General features: G+C 44.3%; 7 protein-coding genes and 1 tRNA gene. 5 read left to right on the top strand and 3 right to left on the bottom strand.

Annotation, left to right across the window (positions count from 1 at the left end):
• Positions 1–90: 90 nt before the first annotated feature.
• Positions 91–942 carry a nucleoside triphosphate pyrophosphohydrolase gene (mazG, locus tag AM228_RS11500; RefSeq protein ID WP_054466259.1) on the bottom strand — a complete coding sequence of 284 codons (852 nt, stop codon included), beginning with the start codon at positions 940–942 and terminating at the stop codon, positions 91–93.
• Positions 943–1,032: 90 nt separating this feature from the next.
• Complete coding sequence (locus AM228_RS11505; RefSeq protein ID WP_054466339.1) at positions 1,033–1,707, bottom strand: metal-binding protein; 675 nt, start codon at positions 1,705–1,707, stop codon at positions 1,033–1,035.
• 43 nt (positions 1,708–1,750) lie between these two features.
• Here AM228_RS11505 and AM228_RS11510 point away from each other — a divergent pair.
• Positions 1,751–1,822: transfer RNA gene (locus AM228_RS11510), tRNA-Val, on the top strand.
• A gap of 254 nt (positions 1,823–2,076) precedes the next feature.
• On the top strand, positions 2,077–3,156 hold the full coding sequence (locus AM228_RS11515) for a TrkA family potassium uptake protein (RefSeq protein ID WP_054466260.1): 1,080 nt from the start codon (positions 2,077–2,079) through the stop codon (positions 3,154–3,156).
• A 117-nt stretch (positions 3,157–3,273) separates the two neighbouring features.
• Here the strand turns inward: AM228_RS11515 and AM228_RS11520 are convergent, their stop codons facing one another.
• Positions 3,274–3,480 (bottom strand): hypothetical protein, encoded by a 207-nt coding sequence (locus AM228_RS11520; protein WP_054466261.1) that lies wholly within the window; start codon positions 3,478–3,480, stop codon positions 3,274–3,276.
• Positions 3,481–3,923: 443 nt separating this feature from the next.
• On the opposite strand from AM228_RS11520, the gene AM228_RS36165 reads away from it, so the two are divergent.
• From AM228_RS36165 to AM228_RS35155, 3 genes are read left to right on the top strand one after another with little or no spacing between them, the layout of a single operon-like run.
• Positions 3,924–4,196: a hypothetical protein gene (locus AM228_RS36165; RefSeq protein WP_054466262.1), complete on the top strand. Its 273-nt coding sequence runs from the start codon at positions 3,924–3,926 to the stop codon at positions 4,194–4,196.
• The gene (locus AM228_RS35150) at positions 4,159–4,425 is read left to right on the top strand and encodes a hypothetical protein (protein WP_255353187.1); all 267 of its coding nucleotides are present in this window, start codon (positions 4,159–4,161) and stop codon (positions 4,423–4,425) included. Before AM228_RS36165 ends, AM228_RS35150 begins: the two co-directional genes overlap by 38 nt.
• A complete protein-coding gene (locus AM228_RS35155; protein WP_054466264.1) occupies positions 4,412–4,597 on the top strand; it encodes a hypothetical protein in 186 nt (61 codons plus the stop codon). Before AM228_RS35150 ends, AM228_RS35155 begins: the two co-directional genes overlap by 14 nt.
• Positions 4,598–4,646 lie beyond the last annotated feature (49 nt).

Below are 4,646 nucleotides of genomic sequence, written 5' to 3' on the forward strand. Positions count from 1 at the left end.
TTCGCCCCTACAAATTCTTTGTGGTTGACTCGCGGATAAAAGTGCTGTAAATTGTCGCAGAAACCCGGTTTCTGAATTAGGGAAGATGATTTAACTTTTGCTGGCTGATTTTTGCTGGGCAATTTGTGCTTTGGCTTTTGCCCAAAGTTGATCTAATTCTTCTAAAGAATAATCAGACAATGGGCGATCGCTAAATGCCTCCACTTTCGATAACCGCTGAATAAACTTTTCATTGGTAATTTGTAAAGCTTCTTCCGGTTCCAAATCATACCAACGTGCCAAATTAATCAACACAAAGAGAATATCTCCCAGTTCAGCTTTTTGCTCTTCTTTGGTTTCATGTTCTACGGCGTGTTTAAACTCATTTAATTCCTCATGTAATTTCGCCCAAACTCCTTCGGCATCATCCCATTCAAAGCCCGCCGCTGCCGCTTTTTTAGAAATTTTCATTCCCGCCACTAATGGGGGAAATGTCCGGGCATAACGGCTGAGTTTATCACTGAGTAATTGGCTTTCTGAGTTGGTTTCGCCCTTTTCTGAAGCCTTAATTTGTTCCCAATTTTGGTGAACTTCTTCGATGCTGTTCACTTTCAGATCCCCGAATACATGAGGATGGCGGCGAATTAATTTTTCACTGATTCCTTGGGCGATTTCGGCGATGCTAAATTGACCAGATTCTTTGGCAATTTGCGCTTGTAAAACAACTTGTAACAGCAAGTCTCCTAATTCTTCGGCGATCGCCTTTGGATCGCCCTGCCGAATGGCATCGACCACCTCATAAGCTTCTTCGATGATATAGGGAATCAGGCTTTCTGGGGTTTGTGCCAAGTCCCAGGGGCAACCGCCATCAGGCGATCGCAATTTAGCCACCACGGAAATCAATTGTTCCATAGCCGCAAGTTCAGGAGTCAGATTAGCTGGAGATGTTTCGTAGGTGGACATAATATAAGTGATGTAAGTGCAAAATATAAGTGCAGATTAGCCCGGACTTTCTTACCATCTTAGAATTTTTATTTGTGTTTTACTTGCCCTTTATTTGCGTTTCGGTGTGGGGGCTTTTCTGCCACTGCTGCCCCGACCCTTGGACTGACCACCCTTCGGTTGGCTGGATTTGCTAGACGGACGCGGGGGTTTTCTGGACTTGCGGGACTGCCGTTTCGCCAGTTGGGAGGTGACAGACTTGGGCAACACCGCCATCCAACCGCGAGATTTTATTTGTTTATAAGTGGAACCCCCCCAGTCACTTAAGGAGTGACTCATTGCCCCCAACTCGAAACCAATCAATAGGGCAATTAAGTCTGGGTAATGACTCAGAAGCGATCGCGCCCCCCATTGAATCATCATCTCCACGGTCCAGGGCATACCCCGGACTAGATCCATCACCAACAAAATAGCGATCGCCACCATGCCGATCCAAGTCATCAGATAAACAACTCGTAACACCGTGCCAATCACCGGACCGTGAGACAGAAATGAGCGATGGTGCAAACTCTTTTGGTAAGGCAGCCAAATCCAACGCAACCACCCCCAACGGAGAAACTGCTGGGAATAGATATCCAGATCCGGGCCAAACATCAGCCCACTGAATAAAAAACCTCCCGAAACAAATAAAGTTAAATGGCTGTTACGGGTGAAAACCCAGGTGATACCTGCCACCCAGGGCAAGCTCCATAAAGTAATTTCGTCATGGGTGCGACCAGATGGCATAAATTGAAAAAAGTGTGCTATAGTAGATTCGGTTACAAAAACCGGGCGGTTAGCTCAGTGGTAGAGCGCCTGCCTTACAAGCAGGATGTCACTGGTTCGAGCCCAGTACTGCCCATTCCCGGAAAGCTTATCATAACAAGGTTTTTACCCCTGTCACCAAAATTGGTTGCAGGGGTTTTTAGTTATTAAGTCGGGATGCAAGTCGGGATGTAGGTGGCGGTGTAGGTGGCGGATATCGTTAATCGTTAACCGTCAACCGTTGACTGAAAAATGCGATCGCCACACAACCTAGATCCTGATTTTGGTGACAATCGATGCAAAAATTAATCAGATCACACCAAAAATGAAAGTGCTTCTCACACCAAACCAGTGCATTCAATCCTAGAACAAAAATACCGACGGATTAGGAAAGAACTGATTACCAGTGTCAGTTTACTTGGGGGTGTTTTTTTACTAGGCACCTTGGGATACTGGTCAATGGAAGGATGGTCTTTATCCGAAGCCGCCTATATGACTGCAATTACCCTTTCAACGGTGGGATTTACTGAGGTGCGACCTCTCGGTCCTACGGGGCGACTGTTCACCATGTCTTTAATTGCCCTGGGTGTAATTACCATCGGTTACATTGTGAATCGGTTTACAGAAGCGATTATTGCAGGATATTTTCAAGACGTTATTCGATTAAGGCAACAGAGACGATTGATAGATACATTATCAGAACACTATATCCTCTGTGGATTTGGTCGCACCGGACGTCAAGTTGCTTTGGAATTCAAAGCAGAAGGCATTCCTTTCTTAGTCCTAGAAAACGACCCAGAAGAAGTGCAGGCAGCCGAACAACTTGATTGTATTGCGGTTCTGGCTGATGCGACTTTGGATTCGACCTTAATTCAGGTAGGAATTGAACGGGCAGTTTGTTTAATTACCGTCCTCCCTTCTGATGCGGAAAATCTTTATACTTTGATTTCCGCAAAAACCCTCAATCCCAAATTGCGAGTTATTGCCCGGGCAAACACCGAGGACGCGGTGAAAAAGTTGCAACGGGCAGGCGCCGATACGGTGATTTCACCTTATATTACGGGGGGACGACGCATGGCAGCGGCGGCATTACGACCAGAGGTGATGGATTTTGTCGATGGGATTATTACTGGGGCCGATCGCACCTTATATCTGGAAGAATACAAAGTTAACTCAGAAACTTGTCCCTTTGTTGGTTATACGGTCAAAGATGCGGATCTGCGGGGTCAGACGGGCGCTTTAATTCTGGCAATTCGCCGTCAGGATGGGACGCTGATCGGAGGCCCCACTGCGGATACACAATTACTGGCAGATGATGTCTTGATTTGTATGGGCACCCCCGAACAGCTACGCCGGATGAATCAAATTCTTAGTCCCCTGCGTTCTCAGCCCCAGTTTCGCCGACCCAAGCAATTGCCCCCAAACCGATAAATCATGTTTTTTTACAGGCAAGATGCGGTCTGTAGGGCAGGAAAAAAAGACAGGTTTTTCATAAAAATACCTGTCTTTTTTCTGTGCTTTTTTGATTATTTGAAGATGAGTTGAAGATTAGTTTAATTTTAAGGCACTGACTGGCACTTCATCCCATGAAGCGACCGTTCGCATCCTAGTTAGCCAACCTTGCACCCTTTGAGATTCACTTAAATTTTCCTCAAAAGAGTCATAACATTCTTGGGCCTGGGTTTCATCGCAGCAGGCAATACAGGCATACAGCATTCCGCTAGGATCGAGTTGTTCATTCACCCAAATTTTCATGGTTCATCTTCCTCCAGTGTTTTCACGAGATTACTGTTACATCCTTATCTAGACTCTGACCATTCATTATCTACATTTACATGATTGCTAGAGCCTAAGCAGGCAAATATTTCAGCGATAGTTGTGAGATCGCTTTTTTACGGTTTCGCTTATCTTAACATATTTTAATATTTTCGCAATCTGCTGTATAGATGATGACCCATCCGCTTAATTTTCGGTAAATATTGGCTACTTTGTTATGAATTCATAACAATTTTTGGTAATTTTGGCCAACCCCCAGATATTTTATATCACTCCATTTTCTTAGACGGGTTTAACGATTAAGTGATGAATCAAACTATTTGCGATCGAGATTTGGAAAAAGCCGTTATGCCAAGATTTTACCAAATGAACCTTATGCTTTAAAATTTAACGAATATAACTCAATGAATTTCCGCTGAAATATGTTTGAAAATTTATTCACCCCCCAAATTGATCTGACATCACCGATCGCCAAAAAAGATGGTACGAAAGCCGCAATTATTGGCATCGGTCAAGTGGGCATGGCTTGTGCCTATTCCATGCTGATTCAAAATACCTTGGATGTCATTACCTTAATAGACATTAACCAGCAAAAATTAGAAGGGGAGGTGATGGACTTACAACATGGCTTGCCTTTTGTCGAACCGACCCTAGTTTATGCCGGAAAAACCTCCTTCGGATGCAGCGGGTGCTGATATTGTGATTATTACCGCTGGGGCAAAACAGCAACGGGGAGAAAGCCGCCTGGATCTGGTGCAACGCCATGTGGAAATCTTTAAGAAATTAATTCCCGAATTAGTTCAATACTGCGCTGATGCAATTTTCTTAATTGTCAGTAATCCGGTGGATATTATGACCTATATTACTGGGAAGCTTTGTCCAGGCAATTTTAAGAAATCAGAATCGGGTGATGACGGTAAGTAGTTTAATTAAAGATTTCCACGGCATCCAAGATGTTTGTTTAAGTTTACCGATGGTGGTAAATCGTCAAGGGGCAACCAAGATGGTGAATATAAATTTGACTGATACCGAATTATCTCAGTTGCAGCATTCGGCCAATGTTTTAAAAGAAATTATTGCCAAGTTGAATCTGTAGAATTTCTGTGGAGGGCCGCCATCGGGCTTTTGGGGTGTAGGGTGTAGGG

Origin of the sequence: Planktothricoides sp. SR001, assembly GCF_001276715.1 — a bacterium.
Classification (GTDB): Bacteria; Cyanobacteriota; Cyanobacteriia; order Cyanobacteriales; family Laspinemataceae; genus Planktothricoides; species Planktothricoides raciborskii.